Origin of the sequence: Paraburkholderia strydomiana, assembly GCF_031456815.1 — a bacterium.
In the GTDB taxonomy this organism is placed as follows: domain Bacteria; phylum Pseudomonadota; class Gammaproteobacteria; order Burkholderiales; family Burkholderiaceae; genus Paraburkholderia; species Paraburkholderia caledonica.
Window position 1 is genome coordinate 602,467 of the sequence record NZ_JAVDVL010000002.1, and the last position, 19,148, is coordinate 621,614.

Genomic DNA, 19,148 nt, shown 5'->3' on the forward strand with positions numbered 1-19,148 from the left:
AGGCGCTGTGCGCTGCCCCGCACGGGGCAGCGCACATAAACCACGGTGACATCAAGGAAGGGCCAAGGGTTGAAGAACAACAATTGCCACGAGCCCCCAATCACCTCGCAGTAAATCCCCCATCGACAGCCAACGAAACCCCACTCACCATAGAAGCCGCATCGCTCAACAAGAACGCCACGACCGAAGCCACTTCAGCGGGCTCGGCGAACCGTCCGAGTGGAATAGCCTTGAGAGCAGGTTCGCGCTTCACAGGATCGCTCCAGGCCTGCACGGCCATAGGTGTCAACGTCACAGTGGGATTAACGCTATTCGCGCGAATTCCGAACGGCCCCAATTCGATACACAAGGCCCGCGTCACCGCATCCATTGCCGCTTTTGAAGCCGAATAGCTCAGATGATCGTCGAGCGCGACGAGCGCCGCCTGACTCGACACGTTGACGATGCTGCCAGCCCGCTTTGCCTCGATCATTCCTCGCGCGACATGCTTCGCAACCAGCACTGCGCCGCGCGTGTTCACTGCCATCACGCGATCGAAACTCGCGGCCGTGGTATCCACTGCCCGTTCGAGCAACGCGATTCCTGCGCAATTCACGAGACCGTCGAAGGGACCGAGCGACGCAAACGCATCGTCGATTGCAGCTTCATCGCTTACATCGAGCATCAACGGCTCGCAGCCGGTCTCTTCAGCGAGGCGCGCAAGCTCGCTGACATTGCGCGCCGCCGCCACCACGTTCGCGCCGCAAGCGCACAACATCTCGACCGTCGCGCGGCCGATTCCGCTCGAAGCGCCCGTCACCAGTATCGAGCGGCCAGAAAAATCGAAAGTAGCATTCATGATGTTTGCAAGCGATGCATGACCGGCTTCAATGCCGGATAGAGATCCGTGTAGATGCCGAAGCGCTGTTCGTAAAGCGCCATTCGCGCGGCGTCCGGTTGCGCACGCTCGACCAGCGTGACCCATCCTCCCTGCGCCGCTTCCTGCGAAACCAGTCCGACGCCCAGCGCCGCGAGCAATGCGGCGCCCATGGCCGCCTCCACTTCCTGCTCGATGGTGTAGACCGGATAGCCGGTGATGTCGGCGATGATCTGCATCCACAAGTCGGAATGCGCCGCGCCGCCGACCACCACCAGCTTGTCTTCCAGCGACTGCGCGCCCTTGCGGCCTGCCTCTATGTTGTGCTTCAACGCGAACGACACGCCCTCCAGTACCGCGCGATAAAGATGCGCGCGCGTATGGAACAGACTGAGGCCGACGAATGCGCCGCTCGCCTTCGCGTCCCAGACCGGACTGCGTTCGCCCATCAGATACGGCAAAAACATCACGCCGTCGGACCCGGCCGGCACCTTCGCGGCGTTGTCTTCTAGCAGCCGATGCGGATCGCCGTGAGGCGTCGCGCGCGCGGCTTCGATCTCCGCGTGGCAGAACTGATCGCGATACCAGGTCACGGACGCCCCGGCGGTAATCGCACCGCCGAATACATAAATGTCGCGCTGGCCGTTGAAAACGTGAGGCATGCTGATCAATCCGTGGCGGGCGTCCACCGTCTGATTGATGTATCCCCAGCACATGCTGGTGCCGATCATCGCCACATGCTGCCCCGCGCGGCTCACGCCGGCCGCGAACGTTGCGACGGCTGCGTCCACACCACCCGCGACGATCGCCGTGCCTGCGGCGAGTCCCAGTTCTTCGGTCCACTGCGACAGCAGGCTTCCGACGACTTCGGACGATTCAACGAGGCGCTCCGGCATCATCGTTGCGGGAATGCCGAGCATGTCGAGCGCCTCGTCCGACCAGTCGCGCTTCGCGATGTCGTAAATACCGCCGATATTGCCCGCGGAACTGTGATCGACGGCAATCTCGCCGGTCAGCATGTAGATCACATACGCATTCGGCGGAAGAAAATAACGTGTTTGCGCCCATACGTCCGGCTCGTGATCGCGCAGCCACAGCATCTTCGTGTAGCCGTAATAGCTGTCCACGCCGTTGCCGGTGATCGTATAAAGCCGATCGAGGTCGACGTTGTTGCGCACCCACTCGACCTGATCGGTCGCACGCCGGTCCATCCATATCAGGCAGGGATAGAGCGGACGCATATCGCTATCGACAGGAATGCCCGAGCCGCCATACAGACTGCTCACGCACACGGCCTTGATGGAATTTGCCGCGACGCCCGCCTCCTTTGCCTTGCGAACGCACGCGGCAATGCATTCCGTGACCGCCTTGAACCACACGGCGGGCCACTGTTCCGCCCATAGCGGCCTGGGCGTATCCGGCTGATAGCTCGACGCATGGTGCGCGACGATGGCGCCATGCTGATCCACGAGCAGTGCCTTCGTGCTCTGCGTGCCGATATCCACGCCGATGACGTAATCCATACAGTCTCCGTTTATATGCCGCTCCGGTTTCCGCCCAGGCGCAGGCTCAGGCGCGCGGCTTCATGAGTACTTTGATCGAATCGAGCGAATTGGCGATCTTGATCGCCTCATCCCATTCTTCCAGCGAAAAGCCGTGCGTGACAATCCCTTTCGACGTAACGAGCCCGCGCGCGAGCAGGTCGATCGCAATCGGATAGCAATACGGCCCGAGATGCGCGCCGCGCACGTCGAGTTCCTTGCGATCGCCGATCACCGACCAGTCGAGCGTCGTATCCGCGCCAAACACCGAGAACTCGACAAAGCGCCCGAGCTTGCGGATCAGATCCATGCCCTGATTCACGCCGATCGGCGCACCGGTCGTTTCAATATATACGTCGCAGCCGTAGCCGTCGGTAAGCGAATGGATGATCGCGAGCGCGTCGTCAGTTTTTGGATTGATCGTGACATCCGCGCCGTATTCGCGCGCAAGCGCGAGGCGTTCTTCCACGAGGTCGATCACCACGAGCTTCTTCGGCGTCTTCAGATGCGCGACTTGCGTCATCATCAATCCGAGCGGCCCCGCGCCGGCAATCACGACGACGTCGTCCAGCTGCAACTCGCCGCGATTGACGGTGTGAATTGCGCACGCGAGCGGCTCGATGATCGCAGCGTCTTCGAGTGAGATACCGTCGGGAATCTTGTGGACGATTGCAGTCGGCGGAATACGCATGTACTCGGCCATGCCGCCGTCCGCGACTTCGCGCTGGAACCCGAAGATGTTGTGCACTTCGCACATCCAGTATTGGCCCGACTTGCAATAGCGGCACTTTGCGCACGGCACGATCTGTTCCGCGATCACACGGTCGCCGACCTTGACGCCGAAATGCTCGGCCGCGCCGTCTCCGAGTTCCTGCACGAAGCCGAAGAACTCGTGGCCCGGAATCACCGGCGCCTTGACCCACGGGCTTGGACCGCCCCAGAACATTTTCGCGCCCGAATGGCATTTGCAGTCGCTCGCGCAGATGCCGCACGCGGCGATACGGATCACCAGTTCGTGCGCTCCCGCACGCGGTTTCGCTACCTGTTCCACGCGATAGTCCTTCGGTGCGTGGCAAACAATCGCTGTCATGTTCTGCTGGTCGGATGAAGTAGATTGATTCGTCATTGCAAATCCTGCCTGAAGTGGAGATCAGATGGAAATTCGAGCCTTACTTTCTACGGTCACGGCTGATGTAAATCGCGAGCAGAATGATTCCGCCCTTGATCACGTTCTGCACATACGGATTCACGCCGACCATGTTCAGCCCGTTGTTCAACACGCCGAGCAGCAGCGCGCCGATCAACGTGCCGATGATCGAGCCGCGTCCGCCGGAAATCGAAGTACCGCCCATTACCACGGCGGCAATGGCGTCGAGTTCGAAACCCACGCCCGCATTCGGCTGGCCGCTCATCAAACGTGCGGTCAATACGATGGCGGCGAACGAGGACGTCAAACCTGCGATCGTGTAGACGATCAGCTTTACGCGCGCTACGCGCACGCCGGATAGACGCGTCGCCTGTTCATTGCCGCCGATGGCATACACGTAGCGGCCAAACGGCATGCGCTCCAGCAACACCCACGCGATGACATAGATCACCGCCATGATCACCACAGGTGCCTGAATGCCGAGAATCTTGCCGCTGCCGAAAAAGCTCACCCAGTCGGGCAAACCGTCGATCGGATAGCCGCCTGTGTAGATCAGCGCCAGACCGCGCGCAATGCCCATGGTCGCAAGTGTCACGATGATCGGCGGCATGCCGGCGAACGCGACGAAGAAACCGTTGGCCGCGCCGAAGCCGAGGCCGACCGCAACGCCCACCGCCAACGCAGCGAGCGCATTCATGCCGGCCACCATCAAGCCGGCGGCGAGCGTGCCGGCCAGCGCCATCACGGAGCCCACGGACAGATCGATGCCGCCAGTCAGAATCACGCACGTCATGCCGACCGCGATGATTGCGTTGATCGACACCTGACGCAGCACGTTCTCGATGTTCGCGCCCGAGAGGAAGCTATCGCTCGCGAACACCATGACGATGCAGACAACGAGCAAGCCGATGAACGGATAGAACAGCGTGGAGCGCTTCAACGCGGCCCATGTAAAGCGCACCGGCGCGCCGGGCGTGTCACTACTGACAGTCGATGTTTTCGGCGAAGAAGAAGGATTAGGCGTGTTCATGCTGGGCTCCACGAGTGCCGGCGGTTGCATAGGTCATCACGGCGTTAGAGTCGATCTGGTCGCCATCGAGCAGTGCCTCGATGCGGCCCTGGCGGAACACGGCGACGCGGTCGCACATGCCGACGATCTCCGGTAGTTCGGACGAAATCATGATGATCGAATAGCCTCGCGCAGTGAGTTCGCGCATCAGCAAATAGATCTCCGCCTTCGCGCCGACGTCGATGCCGCGCGTCGGTTCGTCGAAGATCAGGATGTTGGTGTGATGGTTTAGCCAACGCGCAATCACCACTTTCTGCTGGTTGCCACCCGAGAGCGTCGCGACTTCGGTGTGCATGGTCGGCGCTTTCACACCGACGCGCTTCATGATGTCGGCGGTGGCGCGCGCTTCGCTGCGCTGATCGATGAAGAACCGCAGCGAGCGATACTTGCCGAGGTTGTTGATCGAGATGTTCTGCTTGATCGAGAAGTCCGTAATCAGCCCTTCCGTCTTGCGGCTTTCAGGAAGAATCCCCACGCCCGCGCGCAACGCGTCGGCCGGATCGGACAGATTCGCAGCCTCGCCGTTGATGCGAATCTCCTTCACGTAGGCCGGATCTGCGCCGATCACGGCGAGCGCGGTTTCGGTGCGGCCCGAACCGACCAGTCCGGCGAAGCCGAGAATCTCGCCTTCGCGCAGCGTGAATTGCAGCATCGGGCTGTCTTTCAGCAGCTGCAGCTTCTGCACGTCCAGCACGACTTTCGCGTCGGGCCGCAACGGCGGCTTTGGCGGAAAGCTGCTTTCGATGCGGCGCCCCACCATCATCTCGACGAGACGGCCCACGTCGGACTGCGCAACTTCCGTCATGCCGACATACTGGCCGTCGCGCAACACCGTGATGCGATCGCATACTTCGAAAATTTCCTCGAGGTGGTGAGAGATGAAGATCATCGCGACGCCCTGCTTTTTCAGGTCGCGCATGATTGCAAAGAGATGCTCCGCTTCGGCAGGCGTGAGCGTCGCAGTCGGCTCATCGAGAATAAGGATGCGCGCTTCGAGCGACAACGCCTTGCCGATTTCGACGAATTGCTGCTGCGCGACCGAGAGCTCGCGAATAGGCACCGACAGGTCGATCGAAACGCCAAGCCGCCCGAAAATTTCCGCAGCCGCGCGCCGCATCCCGCCGCGATTGAGCAGACCCAGGCCATTCTTCATTTCGCGGCCGAGGAACATGTTCTCCACGGCGTTCAAATACGGAATCAGACTGAACTCCTGAAATACGATGCCGACGCCCGCAGCCACCGCATCGTGATAGTTCGCGAAGTGGCGCGGCTCGCCTTCGATCGTGATCGTGCCTTCGTCCGGCTGATAAATGCCGCACAAGATTTTCATCAACGTCGATTTGCCCGCGCCGTTCTCGCCGAGCAGCGCATGAATCTCGCCGCGTGCGATCTCGAGGTGAATGCCTTGCAACGCTTTCACGCCGGGAAAGCTCTTGGTGATGTTGTCGAGCTTGAGTATCGTGTCCATCGGGTGCTCCATCACTGCCCGCCACCGCGCGCATCAGGAATCGAAGCGCGGCAGCGGGCATTCGGCTTACCAGCTAAAACCCTTGGCATTGCTCTTGTCGATCATCTTCACGTCGACGGGAATCGCTTTCGGCACATTGGCGCCCCACTTCTTCGCGTACGCGATGCCCAGTGCGATACGCACCTGGTCAGCAGGAAATTGCGCAGACGTCTCGACGAATTTCGAATTCGGCTTCTGAATCGCGGCAATCGCTTCGGGCGCACCGTCGACGCTCGTCAGCTTGATGTCTTTACCCGACGACTCGATCGCCGATAACGCGCCCATCGATCCGCCGTCGTTCACGCTGAACACGCCCTTCAGATTCGGATGCGCCTGGATCATGTTTTCGGTCACCGAGAGCGCCGTCGCGCGTTCCTGCTTGCCGTTCTGCGTATCCACGAGCTTTACGCCGGGCGACTTCGCAAGCGCGGCCTTGCAGCCGCGCACGCGCTCGAGAATCGGCACGACCGGAATGCCGTCGAGAATCGCCACTTCGCCGCTGCCGCCGATCGACTTCGACAGATACTCACAGGCCATCTGTCCAGCGTCGAAGTTCTTCGAGCCGACGAACGAGTCGACCGGACCATTAGCGTTCGCATCCACCGCGACGACCACGACGCCCGCTTTCTTCGCCGACGTCACCGCCGATTGAATGCCGGTCGAATCGGTCGGATTCACGAGCAGAATGTCGATCTTCTTCTGCAGCATGTCTTCGACGTCGCTCACCTGTTTGCTCACGTCGTGATGCGCGTCGGTCACGATCACCGTCGCGCCGGTCGACGCGGCCGCGTCGTTGAGCGCCTTCTGCATCGTCACGAAGTACGGATTATTCAGTTCCTGAAACGTCATGCCGATCTTGAGCGGCGCGGCCTGCGCGGCAGGCGCCGCGATCATGGACAGGCTGAATGCGAGGCTCGCGAACAACGCGCCGCGCCGCGCGAAAGTGTTCAACGATGCGTGTTTGAAGGTGGTTTGCGTCATGGTTGTCTCCGTTCTTGAAGTGAGCACGTCCGTCACGCTGCCGTCGGGCAGCGCGATACGTGTTGAAACACAGGTGAAGCAGAACGCCTTGCTGGCAAGCGAGGCGTATGAACAACGTAGGCGTTACGTTGGCGGATACGCAGAGGCGGCAGGACGCGGCAGACCCGGCGCGAGCACGATGGCGGGCGCATCGTCGATGCCCGCGCCGCGTGCCGCGGCTTCTTCGGATGCATCGCGGCTCGCGTCGTTCAGTTGCTGATAACGGCGGAACCTCGAAGGCGCCATGCCTTTCACCGCGAGAAACTGCCGGTTGAAATTCGACAGGTTGTTAAAGCCCGCTTTGAAGCAGATGTCGGTGACGCTCAGTTCGCTATCGGTGAGCAACTGGCATGCGAGATTGATGCGCATGCGGTTCACGTATTGCACGAACGGCAAGCCCGTATGCCGGCGGAAATAACGGGAAAAGGCGCTCACGCTCTGACCCGCCAGTTGTGCGAGATCCGATTCCCGCAACTCGTTCGCGAGGTTCTTGCCGATATACGAGAGCACATGATTGATGCGCGTCGATGCAAAGCCCGTTGAGTCGGCCTGATACGCGGGACTCGCAAGCGTCTCGCGATCTTCTGCGCCCATCAGGATTTCGAGCATCGACATGAAGAGCACGAGACGGCGCAGTCCGCGCGCCGCCAGCAATTCGAGGAAGAGCGGCTGGATCGCGGCGCTCGTGCGGGCGCCGAACGACACGCCGCGGCGCGAGTCGGCGAGCAGCGCCTCGACCTGACGCCACTCGGGGAAGCTTTCGAGGCAGCTCGACACGAACTCCTGGCCGAACTGCACGACGAGATTGCGCTGCGCGATGCTCTCGCCTTCGGGCACGTCGCTCACCCAGTTGTGCGGCAGGTTCGGGCCCATCAACACGAGGTTGCCCGGCGCAAAGCTGCTGATGTGATCGCCGACGAACATCTTGCCCGTGGTCGCCACGATCAGATGAATCTCGTACTCCGGGTGAAAGTGCCAGCGCACCGTGCGATACGGATAGCCGTGCGACCACACTTTGAACGACTCGTCGCGGCGTACGGCCACGATCTCCAGATCGGGTTGCACTGTCTGCCTCCATGATGCGGCTCACAAGGATGCCGCTCGTCTTCTTCGTGTACAGCGAAAAGTAGCCTCCAAACGCGTAAGCCACCACTAAAAATGAGACTGCGGACCGATACTTTTTTGCATTCGGGTAAGTCCTGGCGGGTTCAACGTCAAGAATGATGCAATGCAAAAACGCGCGACGAAGCGCGTCGCCCGGACATTCAACGTTTCGGGCGGCCACGCGCCGCCGCGCTGCGCCACGAAAACCCTGTGCAGCCGCCTTGACTTTCATTTCGCTGGGTACGATCATTCGCTCACATACAGAGCAAATGCTCTAACTGAAGAAAAGACGCGCGCGACAAGCCGCGCGAGCCAGATACATGGAGACGCACATGAGCAGCGGGCAAGATAGCGGCGCGGCCGCACACGTAATCCTGCATATCGGCGCGGGATCGTTTCATCGCGCGCATCAGGCGTGGTATCTCCACAGGTTGAACGAAGCGAAACTGCCGGGCGAACCGCACTGGTCGCTCACCGTGGGCAATATCCGCAGCGACATGAACGCGGTGCTCGAAGCGCTCGCAGCACAAGATGGCGTCTATACACTCGAAACCGTCACGCCTCAGGGCGAACGCGCGTACGAGATGATCCGCTCGATCGAGCGCGTCGTGCCGTGGACCGAAAGCCTCGACGCGCTGATCGAAGCCGGTGCCGATCCGGCCTGCAAGATCATCTCGTTCACGGTGACCGAAGGCGGCTACTACCTCGACGAACATGACCAGCTCGACACGGCCAACCCCGATCTCTCGACCGACCTCAAAGGCGGACATACCACCATCTACGGCGCGCTCGCGGCGATTCTCGAAGCGCGCATGAAAAACGGCGCGGGTCCGGTCACGCTGCAAACCTGCGACAACCTGCGGCGCAACGGCGAGCGTTTTCATGCGGGCATGAGCGCGTTTCTCGAACTACGCGGCGCGGGCGAACTGGCGCAATGGTTCGACGACAATACCGCGTGTCCAAGCTCGATGGTCGACCGCATCACGCCGCGCCCGACACCTGACGTGAGAGAACGTGTGAAGGCCGCGACGGGCGTGGACGACGCGTGCCCGGTAATGGGCGAAGCGTTCATTCAATGGGTGATCGAAGAGCGCTTCATAGCGGGCCGCCCGGCATGGGAGAAAGTCGGTGCGGAACTGGTCGATTCGGTACTGCCGTACGAAGAAGCGAAGATCCGCATACTCAACGCGACACATAGCTGCATCGCGTGGGCCGGGACGCTGGTGGGCCTGAACTACATCCACGAAGGCACACAAGACGCAGACATTCGCAAGTTCGCGTTCGACTACGTGACCGAAGACGTGATTCCCTGCCTGTCGCCGAGTCCGCTCGACCTGGAGCGTTATCGCGATGTCGTGCTCGAACGCTTCGGCAATCCTTATATCCAGGACACCAACCAGCGCGTCGCCGCCGACGGCTTTTCCAAACTGCCTGGCTTCATCGCGCCGACGCTTGCCGAATGTTTCGAGCGCGGCGTAACGCCCGCAGCCACCGCGATGCTGCCGGCACTCTTCTTCCGCTTCCTGGAGCGCTGGCAGGCGGGCACGCTGCCTTACACGTATCAGGACGGCGTGATGGACGAGCGCGTCGCGCGCGGCTTCTTCGCCGCTCCCGATCCTTTGCAGGCATTCGCGGCAGATCGCCTGCTGTGGGGCAGCATGGCGCAAACGCCGGAGCTGGAATCTGCTTTGGCCGGTGCATTGGCGCGTGTCGACGTCTGGCTCGCCAAACGTGCGCACGCGTAAGAAACACCGTACATCCACGTTCGAATTCACGCGCGGTGCCAGGCTTAATGCGCATGGCACCGCGCGCCGTGTGCGGCTAAAGTAGCGCATCTCTTACGACGAAGGTTTTCCGCCCATGTATCTCGGCATCGACCTCGGCACGTCCGAAGTGAAAGTCCTGCTGCTCGCCTCCAACGGACGCGTGATCGGCACCGCAGGCTCTCCGTTCACGGTTTCGCGTCCGCATCAACGCTGGGCGGAACAGAATCCCGAAGACTGGTGGGCCGGCACGCAGAGTGCGCTCGCCGCATTGCGCGCGAAACATCCGGACGAGTTCGCCCAGATTCGCGGCATTGGCCTTTCCGGGCAGATGCACGGCGCCGTGCTGCTGGATGCCGAAGACCGCGTGCTGCGGCCCGCGATTCTCTGGAACGACATGCGCAGCGACAAGGAGTGCGCCGAACTCACGGAACGCGCGCCCGACCTGCATAGCGTCGCAGGCAATCTCGCCATGCCGGGTTTCACCGCGCCGAAACTGTTGTGGGTCGCGCGTCACGAACCCGACATCTTTGCACGCACCGCGTGCGTGCTTCTGCCGAAAGACTACCTGCGTTTGCAGCTGACAGGCGGCAAGGTGTCCGACCCGTCGGATGCAGCCGGCACGCTGTGGCTCGACGTCGCAAAACGCGACTGGTCCGATTCGCTGCTTGCAGCGTGCAACATGACACGCGCGCAGATGCCGAGCCTCGCCGAAGGCAGTGCGCCGTCCGGCACGTTGTTGCCGGAACTCGCGCGCGAATACGGTCTGGCCGACGGCGTGATCGTCGCGGCGGGCGGCGGCGACAACGCAACCAGCGCAATCGGCATCGGCGCGACGCAGCCGGGCGACGGTTTCGTATCGCTCGGCACGTCTGGCGTATTGTGCGTGGTCGGCGACAGCTTCCGGCCGAATCCTGCTTCCGCTGTGCACGCGTTCTGCCACGCGATTCCAGACCGCTGGCATCAGATGAGCGTGGTCTTGTCGGCGGCAAGCTGTTTGCGTTGGGTGTGCAAGCTCACCTCGACCGACGAACCCACGCTGCTCGCTGAAATAGAAGCACTGCCCGCAGAAGCGCTCACCACCGCACCGCTCTTCTTGCCATACCTGTCCGGCGAGCGCACGCCGCACAACGACCCGTATGCGCAGGGCGTGTTCTTCGGCATGAACCACGCAACGGATCGTGCGCTGCTCGGCTACGCGGTGCTCGAAGGCGTGACACTCGCACTCACCGACGGTCTCGACGCGCTGCGCGCAGCCGGCACCGAAGCAAAGGCGCTGTCGTTGCTCGGCGGCGGCGCACGCAGCGACTACTGGGCACAGCTGCTCGCCGACGCGCTCGACACCGCCACGCGCAAGCATGGCGGCGGCGAGACGGGTGCGGCGCTCGGCGCGGCGCGTCTCGGCTGGCTCGCGGCGGGCGGCGATCCGGCGACCGTGCTCAGCAAACCGCCGATCGAAAAGGAGTTCACACCGAACCCGCGCCGCCACGCTGAATTGCGGACGCGACTCGATGCATATCGTGCGCTGTACCGTCATGTGCGGCCGCTATTCGACCCCGCGCGCGAGCGGCTCGCCTGAACGCATAGCAACAGCGCAAACCGCAACCGGCGGCGCCTGAAGGCGAGCGCCGGCTGCCACTATCGGCGCCCTTCAAGCGAATCGTCACCGTGCCCAAGTCCACAGAAAAACTAGATCTTGCTACTCGCGCCGCGTGGCTTTACTACGTCGCGGGCAATACCCAGAACGAGATCGCCGAGAAGCTGCAGGTGTCGCGCCCGGTCGCGCAACGGCTCGTCGCGTTCGCGGTGGAAAAAAATCTGATCCGCGTACGTGTCGATCACCAGTTGGCGGATTGTTTGTCGCTCGCCGATCAGCTGTCGAAACGCTACGGTCTCGCCATGTGCGAGGTGGTGCCGATCGACAGCGACACGCCCGATGAAGTCGATCGCAAACTCGCGGTCGCGGGCGCGCAGGTCATGGAACGTTACCTCGCCGAAGAAAAGCCGATGGTAGTTGCGGTGAGCAGCGGCCGGACACTCAAAGCCGCGGTCGATCAGATCGCCCAGCTAGACCGTCCGCAGCATCGGCTGGTGTCGATGGTCGGAGCCATCGCTCAGGACGGCTCCTCGAACCGCTATGACGTCGCGCTGCACATTTCGGAGAAGACCGGAGGCAAGCATTTTCTGCTGCCCGCGCCGTTGATTGCCGATACCGAGGCCGAACGTGCGCAGTGGTGCAATCACCGGCTCTATCGGATCGTCGAATCGCTGTCGGCGCAAGCGGACGTCGCGTTCGTCGGCATCGGCAATATCGGGCCGAAATGCCCGCTGCACGAGGACGGCTTCATTACGTCGGCGGAAGTGAAGGAACTGATGCAGAACGGCGCGGTGGCCGAAATGCTCGGGCTGCCCATCGACGCGGCCGGTGCCCGCGTCGAATCGCCGACTGGCCGGCGCGTGACGAGCATTGAAATCGATTCGCCGCCGCTGCGGCCTACCATTGGTTTTGCGGGCGGCAAGCGCAAGCGTGAAGCACTGATTGCAGTGCTCAAGGGCGGCTGGCTGTCGGGGCTCGTTACCGACGAACTGTGCGCGCGGGCGGCTCTCGAAGCTTAAAAGAGCGCCCGGCGTATTTGAGCGGGGCGTTAGCTCAGCGCGCACCCACATGCGCAGGCCGCCGTATCGTTGGAACAAACAGCAGGAAGGTCGCACTCGCGCCTTCCCGCCACGTCAAGCCGCCAATACTTCGACGATCTTGCGCTGGAACGCCTTGCCTTCGCTATCGAACAGATGGCAATGCTCGGGCGTCGCGCCGAGCTTTTGCGTCTCGCCCTTCGCATGACGTTCAAGCGGCGGAATGCGTGCAATCAGACCGTCCGGGGCGACGCTCGACTCCGCGTACAGATACGCTGCGTCGCCGAGCGATTCGACGGCCATCGTGCGGGCCGATACACCGTCGTCCGTCATACCGACATGCAAGTGCTCGGGGCGGATGCCCACCGTCACTTTGTCGCCCTGCTTGACCGCGCCAGGCTCTACCGCGACGCGTTGCGTCTCGCCGGTTTCATAGCGCACCGTCACGCCGTCGTGCGTGACCGATTGCACGACGCCTTCCATGAAATTCATTTTTGGCGAGCCGATGAAACCCGCGACGAAACGATTGGCCGGCGCGTGATACAACATGGTCGGGCTGCCGACCTGTTCGAGATTGCCCGCAGACAGCACGACGATCTTGTCGGCGAGCGTCATCGCTTCGACCTGATCGTGCGTCACGTAGATCATCGTGGTCTTCAGTTCGTCATGCAGGCGCGCAAATTCCAGCCGCATTTTCACGCGCAACGCGGCGTCGAGATTCGACAGCGGTTCGTCGAACAGAAACACTTTCGGCTTGCGGGTGATCGCGCGGCCGATTGCGACGCGCTGCCGCTGACCGCCCGATAGCTGCTTGGGCTTACGGTCCAATAGATGATCGATATGCAGAATCTTCGCGGCGTTGCGCACGGCCGCGTCGATCTCCGGCTTCTTCGTGCCGGCGAGCTTCAGGCCGAACGCCATGTTGTCGTACAGCGTCATGTGCGGATACAGCGCGTACGACTGGAACACCATCGCAATACCGCGCTTCGCAGGCGGCACGTCGTTCATGCGCGTGCCGTCGATGGTGAGGTCGCCGCCGCTGATATCTTCGAGGCCGGCGATCATCCGCATCAGCGTCGATTTACCGCAACCGCTCGGACCTACGAACACGACGAATTCGCCGTCCGCGATGTCGAGGTTGATGTCGCGCATCACTTCGGTGTCGTCGTAGGCCTTCCGGATATTGCGCAGAGTTACGCTTGCCATGATGTGTCTCCGTGTAATGCTGTGTGTTGCTCGTGTGTTGCCACGTTGCGTTTGCGCTTGCGTTTGCGTTTGCGCTTGCGTTGCATTTGCGCGTTGCCAGCTTTGCTGGTCGCACGTTCGTCGTGCATCGTGCGCCGAGCCGCCCGCGCTTACGGCGCCGCGGCCGTCGCGCTCAACGTCCACTGCGCGACCAGTTCCGGCAGCTGATGCATGTCGTCGAATACATGCCGGGCACCGGCCGCATGCAGTTTGTCGATTTGCGCGTCGCTCGCATGACCGCCGCCGATGAATCCCAGCACCGTCATTCCCGCCGCGCTCGCCGCCGTGACACCGGTCACGCTGTCTTCGACCACGAGGCATGCAGACGGCGCGAGCCGCAAACCTTCCGCCGCGGCCAGATAGACGTCGGGTGCGGGCTTCGGATTGGGCACGCTGTCGGCGCAAAACAGACGGTCGCCGAAAAATCTCACGAGTCCCGTACGCGCAAGAACAGTCTGCACGTAAGGCCGAAAACTATTGCTCGCGCAGCCTTTGATGAGCGGGACCTGCGCCAGCGCCTGCTCGATGCCCTGCACTGCCGGCGCCTGCATCGCCGCCGCTTCCACGGAGCGGCGAATCGCGTCGATGTCGTCGAGACCGAGGCTTTTGCCGAGTTGCATCGCCGTGCCCTCCAGCACTTTTTCGATGCGCAATCCAAGTAACGGCAGCACGACCGGTTCGATATCCGCGCCTGGCCAGCGCGCTTCGAGCTCATGCACGAGCATGCGCGCAGCCACCGCCTCGCTGTCGATCAATACACCGTCGCAATCGCAGATCAGCGCGAAATTTCCTGCACTGGTGCCTGCCGTCATTTGACCGCCCCGAACGTGAGGCCGCGCACGAGTTGCTTCTGCGAGAGCCAGCCGACGATCAGGATCGGCGCGACCGCAAGCAGCGAAGCCGCGGACAGCTTGGCCCAGAATAAGCCTTCAGGACTGGAATACGACGCGATGAAAACCGTGAGTGGCGCTGCGTTGGAACTCGACAGGTTGATGCTCCAGAATGCTTCGTTCCACGAAAGGATCACGAGCAGTAGCGCGGTGGAAGCGAGCCCCGGCAGCGCCATCGGCATCAGCAGATAGACGATTTCCTGCCAGGTCGCCGCGCCGTCGATACGGCCCGCTTCCAGAATGTCGCGTGGAATTTCGGCGAAGTACGTGAAAGACATCCACACCGCAATCGGCAGATTGATCAGCGTATAGACGATCACGAGACCGGAAACCGTATCGAGCAAGCCGCTGTTTTTCCACAGCAGATAGATCGGCACGAGAACACCGACCGACGGCATCATCTTGGTCGAGAGCATCCACAGCAGCACTTTTTGCGTGCGACGCGTAGGGAAAAACGCCATTGCGTAGGCGGCCGGCACGGCGAGAATCAGGCACAGCACCGTCACGCCGACCGAGATCAGGATCGAATTCCATGCGAACGAAAAGTAATTGCTGCGCGCGAATACCTCGCGAAAACTGTCGAACGTCGGCGTAAAAAATAGCGACGACGAGTACGCCTGCTGTTCCGTCTTGAATGCGGTGATCGTCATCCAGAAGATCGGGAAAAACAGTAGCAGCGCGACAAACCAGGCGAGCACGCCGGGAATGCCGCGACGGATCGCGGCGAACGGCGACTTCGCCGGCACGGTCATGGGCGCCGTGGTAGACGCCGGAGTAGAGGCAACCTGGCTCATTTTTCGTACTCCCCTTTGAGGTTCTTCGCGAGCATCCGCACGAGGAAGAACGACACGATATTGGCCAGCACGACAGCGAGAATGCCGCCCGCCGAGGCGAGACCGACGTCGAACTGTTGAAGGCCGAGCGAATAGATCAGGTACGACAGGTTGGTGGTCGCAGTGCCGGGACCGCCGCCGGTCGTCGTATAGATTTCAGCAAAGATGGACAGCAGGAAAATCGTCTCCATCATCACCACCACGGCAATCGCACGTTTCAGGTGTGGCAGCGTGATGTAGAAGAACATGGAGAATGGACCCGCTCCGTCGATGCGCGCCGCTTCCTTCTGCTCCTGATCGAGCGACTGGATCGCCGTGAAGAGAATCAGAAACGCGAACGGCAGCCATTGCCACGCGACGATCATGATGACCGCAGTCAACGGATACTCGGCGAACCAGTCGATCGGCTGCAGGCCGATCGCGCGCATGCCGCTCGCGACGAGGCCGTAGACCGGATGCAGGATCATGTTCTTCCAGATCAGCGCGCTGACCGTAGGCATCACGAAGAACGGCGCGATAGCCAGCAGCCGCGCAACGCCCTGCCCGTAGAACTTGCGGTCGAACAGAATCGCCATCAGCACGCCGCCGACCACCGTAATCACGAGCACCGACACGATCAGTTGCAACGTATGGCCGATCGACGGGCCGAACGACGGATCGCTGGCCAGAAACTGATAGTTGTCGAAACCGGCGAAACCCTTCAGGTCGGGATTCAGCAGGTTGTAGCGCGAGAACGAGAACCAGATCGTCATCGCGAGCGGAATCGTCATCCACAGCAACAGCACCGCGACCGACGGCGACACGAGCCAGCGCGCGGAATTGGCTTTGCGGACTTCGCGTTCTTTTTCTGTCTGGGGATGGGCATGCATGAGAGGCAGGCGCAGAGGACGCATGATTGACCACCTGTTCGGTAATGCGCGGGCGGCACGGACCGCATGAATCGCCATTTCGCTATGAAGACGAGGCGGCGTTGCGGCGTATGCGCGGCCGTGACGGCCCGCTGTGCTGCGTGAGCCGGCTGACGGGCGTCAGCCGGCACGCGCCACGTAACTCCAGTGGCGAGCTTTCCGATCTACTCTTCGTTACTTCTGATACCCGGCCTGCTTCACCGCGCGATCCGCGGTGGCCTGGCCTGCCGCCAGCGCCTGGTCGACCGTCATCTGACCGGCAATCGCGCCGGAGATGCTTTGACCGACCACGGTGCCGAACGACTGGAATTCAGGTATCCCAACGAATTGCACACCGGTGTACGGCACGGGCTTCGCCGTCGGATGCTCCGGATCGGCCGTTTCGATCGCCTTGAGCACGAAGTCGCCGAACGGCGCGGCCTGCTTGTACTCGGGGCGTGCGTACGTCGATTGGCGCGTTCCAGGCGGCACTGACGCCCAGCCTTCATCTTTCGCGACGAGCTCGATGTACTGCTTCGACGTGGCCCACGTGATGAACTTCTTCGCTGCGTCAGCCTGCTTGGAGGACTTCGGAATCGCCAACGCCCACGCCCACAGCCAGTGCGAACCCTTCGGCGTAACCGCGATTGGCGCCGCGGCAAAACCGACCTTGTCCGCGATCTGCGACTGCTGTTTGTTGTACAGCATGCCCGCGGCCACCGTCGCGTCGATCCACATTGCGCACTTGCCCGAGGACATCAGCGTCAGGTTTTCGTTGAAGCCGTTCGAGCTCGCTCCCGGCGGGCCGTTCTTCTTCAACAGATCGACATAGAACGTGATCGCCTTCTTCCATTCCGGCGAAGTGAGTTGCGCATGCCACTTTTCGTCGAACCAGCGGCCGCCGAACGTGTTCACCACGGTCGTGCCATACGCCATGTTTTCGCCCCAGCCGGCCTTGCCGCGCAAGCAGATGCCGTACATGCCGTTGGCCTTGTCGGTGAGCTTGTCGGCGAATTGCGCAATCTGGTCGTAGGTCGGCTGGTCAGGCATTTTCAGGCCCTTCGCCGCGAACAGGTCCTTGCGGTAATACGTCATCGAGCTTTCGACGTAAAACGGCAGCGCATACAACTGGCCGCCGGCAGAGAGGCCGTCGCGGGCCGTCTTCACGACGTCGTTCAGATCGTAATCGGCGGGCAGGTTCGTGAGCGGCGTGAGCCAGCCGCGCTTGCCCCACTGCGGTGTTTCGTACGCGCCGATCGTCATCACGTCGAACTGGCCGCTGCCGGTGGTGATGTCCGTCGTGGCGCGCTGACGCAGCACGTTTTCTTCGAGAATCACCCAGTTCAGCTTGATGTCCGGATTCGCCTTTTCGAATTCGGGCGACAGCTTCTTCAGCTCGATCATGTCCGGATTGTTCAGCGTCGCGATCGTCACCGTGGCCGCCGACGCACTCAGCGCGAAGCATGCAGCGGCGCCTGCGCTAACCGCCTTGAGCGCGGATTTGAGGGCTGGTTTCATGTGTTGTCTCCTTTCTCGTGCGTTATGTGATGCTGCGTTTGTTCTACGAAAATGACGCTGGATAACGCGGGTTCAGCCGCTCAACTCATCCAGTTTCCGCCGTCGACGTTCAGGGTTTGCGCAGTGATGTAGTCTGCATCCGCGGATGCGAGGAATAGTGCCGCTCCGGTCAGATCGTCGGGCACGCCCATGCGCCCAAGCGGCACCGCTTCGCCGACGAGGCGCTTCTTCTCGCCGAGCGGCCGGTTCTCATAGCGGGCGAAAAGCGCGTCCACTTCTTTCCACATCGGCGTATCGACGACACCCGGCGCGATGCCGTTCACGTTGATCTTGTGCGGCGCGAGCGCCAATGCAGCAGATTGCGTGTAGCTGAGGACGGCCGCTTTCGTCGCGCAGTAATGCGACACGAGTGCTTCTCCGCGCCGCCCCGCTTGCGACGACATATTGATGATCTTGCCGCCGCGGCCTTGCTCGACCATCTGCCGTGCAACGGCTTGCATGAGGAAGAACATGCCCTTCACGTTGACCGCGAAGAGGCGGTCGAACACGTCCCAGGATTCGTCGAGGATCGGGCGCATATCGAACAGCGCCGCATTGTTGAACAGGATATCCACGTGGCCGAAGCGCTCCAGCGTGCTCGCCACGATGCGCTCGATGTCCTCGCGGCGAGTGACATCCGCGCTGACCGCGAGCACGCGCTCGCCGTATGCGGCGCGCAGCGTGTCGCCGAAACTGTCAGCCGGCTTCACGTCCACAAGCACGCATTGCGCGCCTTCGTCCAGATAACGCCGCGCCACGGCTTCGCCGATTCCGCTTGCTGCGCCTGTGAGGATGGCCACCTTGTCTTGCAATCGTGCCGACACGCTTTGTCTCCGATTCGTTTCGCTTTTTGGAGGCGCGGTGAGCGAACGCTCATTGCGCGATCAATTGCTCTGTTTGTGATCGAATGATCGGATACGCACCGGGTCATGTCAAGGCGCTCTCTCAGATTTCGATGGTGCAGCGCGGAACGAGCGCGTCCGACAGTTGCGGCGCTCCTGCGTCCGACCGGTGACAAAAAAATTAGATACGTTATATCATTGCGACCTCGCGTCACGAGCCGCCCTTACATCCGCCTGACGTCACCGATAAGGA

At 61.8% G+C, this 19,148-nt stretch carries 16 protein-coding genes; 3 read left to right on the top strand and 13 right to left on the bottom strand.

Translation table 11 applies throughout. The features are described 5' to 3' along the window. Positions 1–100: 100 nt before the first annotated feature. The 7 genes from J2W46_RS08350 to J2W46_RS08380 all read right to left on the bottom strand — a co-directional run bounded on the left by J2W46_RS08350 (position 101) and on the right by J2W46_RS08380 (position 8,205). Positions 101–838: an SDR family oxidoreductase gene (locus J2W46_RS08350; RefSeq protein WP_214877802.1), complete on the bottom strand. Its 738-nt coding sequence runs from the start codon at positions 836–838 to the stop codon at positions 101–103. Next, complete coding sequence (locus J2W46_RS08355; RefSeq protein WP_020069186.1) at positions 835–2,379, bottom strand: FGGY-family carbohydrate kinase; 1,545 nt, start codon at positions 2,377–2,379, stop codon at positions 835–837. Before J2W46_RS08355 ends, J2W46_RS08350 begins: the two co-directional genes overlap by 4 nt. 46 nt (positions 2,380–2,425) lie before the next feature. Next, positions 2,426–3,523, bottom strand: a complete 1,098-nt coding sequence (locus J2W46_RS08360; RefSeq protein WP_020069187.1) for an erythritol/L-threitol dehydrogenase — start codon at positions 3,521–3,523, stop codon at positions 2,426–2,428. Between the two features lie 43 nt (positions 3,524–3,566). After that, positions 3,567–4,574 carry an ABC transporter permease gene (locus tag J2W46_RS08365; protein ID WP_020069188.1) on the bottom strand — a complete coding sequence of 336 codons (1,008 nt, stop codon included), beginning with the start codon at positions 4,572–4,574 and terminating at the stop codon, positions 3,567–3,569. Beyond that, entirely contained in the window at positions 4,561–6,081 is a 1,521-nt protein-coding gene (locus J2W46_RS08370) for a sugar ABC transporter ATP-binding protein (protein ID WP_310352777.1), read from the bottom strand. Before J2W46_RS08370 ends, J2W46_RS08365 begins: the two co-directional genes overlap by 14 nt. Positions 6,082–6,147: 66 nt before the next feature. Further along, positions 6,148–7,101: an ABC transporter substrate-binding protein gene (locus tag J2W46_RS08375; RefSeq protein WP_087752921.1), complete on the bottom strand. Its 954-nt coding sequence runs from the start codon at positions 7,099–7,101 to the stop codon at positions 6,148–6,150. Between the two features lie 123 nt (positions 7,102–7,224). Beyond that, the gene (locus J2W46_RS08380; protein ID WP_020069191.1) at positions 7,225–8,205 is read right to left on the bottom strand and encodes an AraC family transcriptional regulator; all 981 of its coding nucleotides are present in this window, start codon (positions 8,203–8,205) and stop codon (positions 7,225–7,227) included. Between the two features lie 371 nt (positions 8,206–8,576). Between J2W46_RS08380 and dalD the strand changes: the two genes are divergently transcribed. The 3 genes from dalD to J2W46_RS08395 all read left to right on the top strand — a co-directional run bounded on the left by dalD (position 8,577) and on the right by J2W46_RS08395 (position 12,623). Continuing rightward, positions 8,577–9,989, top strand: coding sequence for a D-arabinitol 4-dehydrogenase (gene dalD / locus J2W46_RS08385; RefSeq protein WP_310352784.1), 1,413 nt, complete (start codon positions 8,577–8,579; stop codon positions 9,987–9,989). A 115-nt stretch (positions 9,990–10,104) separates the two neighbouring features. Next, positions 10,105–11,586 (top strand): xylulokinase, encoded by a 1,482-nt coding sequence (gene xylB / locus J2W46_RS08390; protein ID WP_020069193.1) that lies wholly within the window; start codon positions 10,105–10,107, stop codon positions 11,584–11,586. A gap of 89 nt (positions 11,587–11,675) precedes the next feature. Further along, positions 11,676–12,623 (top strand): sugar-binding transcriptional regulator, encoded by a 948-nt coding sequence (locus J2W46_RS08395; RefSeq protein ID WP_020069194.1) that lies wholly within the window; start codon positions 11,676–11,678, stop codon positions 12,621–12,623. Between the two features lie 114 nt (positions 12,624–12,737). On the opposite strand, the gene J2W46_RS08400 is transcribed toward J2W46_RS08395, so the two are convergent. The 6 genes from J2W46_RS08400 to J2W46_RS08425 all read right to left on the bottom strand — a co-directional run bounded on the left by J2W46_RS08400 (position 12,738) and on the right by J2W46_RS08425 (position 18,877). Next, positions 12,738–13,847 (bottom strand): ABC transporter ATP-binding protein, encoded by a 1,110-nt coding sequence (locus J2W46_RS08400; RefSeq protein ID WP_288825263.1) that lies wholly within the window; start codon positions 13,845–13,847, stop codon positions 12,738–12,740. Positions 13,848–13,996: 149 nt separating this feature from the next. Further along, on the bottom strand, positions 13,997–14,698 hold the full coding sequence (locus J2W46_RS08405; protein WP_020069196.1) for an HAD family hydrolase: 702 nt from the start codon (positions 14,696–14,698) through the stop codon (positions 13,997–13,999). Continuing rightward, positions 14,695–15,528 (bottom strand): carbohydrate ABC transporter permease, encoded by an 834-nt coding sequence (locus tag J2W46_RS08410; RefSeq protein WP_020069197.1) that lies wholly within the window; start codon positions 15,526–15,528, stop codon positions 14,695–14,697. The genes J2W46_RS08405 and J2W46_RS08410 overlap by 4 nt, the downstream gene beginning before the upstream one ends. A gap of 38 nt (positions 15,529–15,566) precedes the next feature. Continuing rightward, the gene (locus J2W46_RS08415; protein ID WP_020069198.1) at positions 15,567–16,502 is read right to left on the bottom strand and encodes a carbohydrate ABC transporter permease; all 936 of its coding nucleotides are present in this window, start codon (positions 16,500–16,502) and stop codon (positions 15,567–15,569) included. A 189-nt stretch (positions 16,503–16,691) separates the two neighbouring features. Continuing rightward, positions 16,692–18,014, bottom strand: coding sequence for an ABC transporter substrate-binding protein (locus J2W46_RS08420; RefSeq protein WP_020069199.1), 1,323 nt, complete (start codon positions 18,012–18,014; stop codon positions 16,692–16,694). Positions 18,015–18,094: 80 nt separating this feature from the next. Next, a complete protein-coding gene (locus tag J2W46_RS08425; RefSeq protein WP_310352792.1) occupies positions 18,095–18,877 on the bottom strand; it encodes an L-iditol 2-dehydrogenase in 783 nt (260 codons plus the stop codon). Positions 18,878–19,148 lie beyond the last annotated feature (271 nt).